Annotated in this window: 1 protein-coding gene; it reads left to right on the forward strand. The window is 60.2% G+C overall.

Features of this window, described 5'->3' with window-relative positions; translation table 11 throughout:
• On the forward strand, positions 1 to 1,873 hold a 1,873-nt coding region (locus BG52_RS08405; RefSeq protein ID WP_190287504.1), incomplete at both ends, for a DEAD/DEAH box helicase.

Below are 1,873 nucleotides of genomic sequence, written 5' to 3' on the forward strand. Positions count from 1 at the left end.
CGAGATGCAGGACGATCTTGGCTGGATCGTCCGACAAGCCGTGGCGCACAAGGAACGAGAGACGTCGCCTGACACGGACAATTACGCTTATTTTCGCCAATTCGCGCTCAAGGTTGACGATTGGACGGAAGAAACACCGCCGCGCTGCGAGGATGCCGATGCGGAGGAACTGCTGAAGCCAATCGACTTCGATACCTACCTAGGTCAAATAAAAGACTCATTCGAGCGGCTCGTGCAAGGCTATGAAGCGCGCGAGCCGCAGAATCAGATGTTCCGCGAAGTATACGATGCGCTGGAGAGCGACAAGCATTTGCTGATCGAGGCGGGCACAGGGACCGGCAAGTCTCTCGGCTACCTCATTCCCGCTCTCTATTATGGTATCCAGCAAGGCAAGAAGATAGTCGTCAGCACGCATACGATTAACCTGCAGGAGCAATTGCGGGAGCGGGACGTGCCGCTGCTGCATCAGGTGCTGCCGGTGCCGTTCAAAGCGGCTGTGTTTAAGGGACGCGGCAACTATCTGTGTCTGCGCAAATTCGAAGGCAAAGTGAATATGCAGGACTTCGTGTCGCCCGGAGAGGACCGGATAACCGCCGCCCAAATGATCGTATGGCTTGGTGAGACGGAGCGTGGCGATCAGGAGGAACTGAACCTCGGCAACAGGGGCGGAGATTTCTGGGATACGGTGGCGAGCGACACCGACTCCTGCCTGAACCGGCAGTGCCCATGGTTCAAGCGGTGCTTTTACCACCGAGCGAAGCAGGAGGCGAATCTGGCGGATGTCGTCATCACGAACCATTCGATGCTGTTCACGGATATCCGCGCCGACCACCGCCTGCTGCCGTCGTACGAGCATCTGATCGTGGACGAGGCGCATCATTTGGAAGAGGTGGCGGGCAAGCATCTGGGGATGCAGGTTTCGTATTTCGGCCTGCTGCACCCGCTGCAGCGCCTGTGCAAGGACGCGCGGACCGGGATGGTTCATCAGCTCAAGCTGCGGCTGCTTGCCGAAGGGCATGAGCGCTCCCAGGCCTGGGCCGAGGTGATCGAGGCCGCGGTGCCCGTGTTCGGCGAAGTGCGCGAGCATTGGGACCAGATGTTCGAGCTGCTGTTCGGACTGACTGCGGCCGTCAAGGACGGCGCCGAGACAGGCCAGCCGGTCGTCCGGATGAAAAGCGATAAGCCGCCGGAGGGCTGGTCCTATGTGCAGACGGCGGAGGCCAACGTGTTTGCGGGGCTGAATGAAATCGTCAAGGTGCTGGAGAAGCTCTCCTCGGAAGTGAAGGACCGGATCGACGATGCGGCGTTACAGGGCCTGCTTACGGACATGAACGGAAGCGTCAAGGATCTGGCCCGGATTCGCGACGAGCTGCACGGTTTCGTCAGGCTGGACGATGGCGGCACGGTATATTGGTTGGAAGCCAATCCGACTTATAAGGCCAGATCCGTGCATCTCTTCGCCGTTCCGGCAGACGTCAGCGGCCAATTGAAGCAATATTTCTTCGATGTGAAGCGCAGCGTGGTGATGACCTCGGCAACGTTGTCGGTGCAGAAGTCGTTCCAGTTCGCCTGTGAGCAGCTCGGCCTGGAAGAGGCGAACCGGACCGGCCGGCTGACAGCGGTGCAGCTGGAGTCGCCCTTCAATTACCGGGATCAGGCGCTCGTCGTCATTCCGCGCAACTTCCCGGGCCTCAAGGGCGCTTCCGGCGATCCCGAGTTCGTCGGGGCGCTTGTGCGCTCGCTGGCGGAAACGGCGCAGGAAACGAAGGGCCGGATGCTGGTGCTGTTTACGTCGTATCGAATGCTGCGGCAGGTATACGATCCGTTGAAGGAGGCGCTGGCGGCCGCCGGCATACAGGTGATCGGGCAAGGC

Source organism: Paenibacillus darwinianus, assembly GCF_000598065.1.
GTDB lineage: Bacteria > Bacillota > Bacilli > Paenibacillales > Paenibacillaceae > Paenibacillus_I > Paenibacillus_I darwinianus.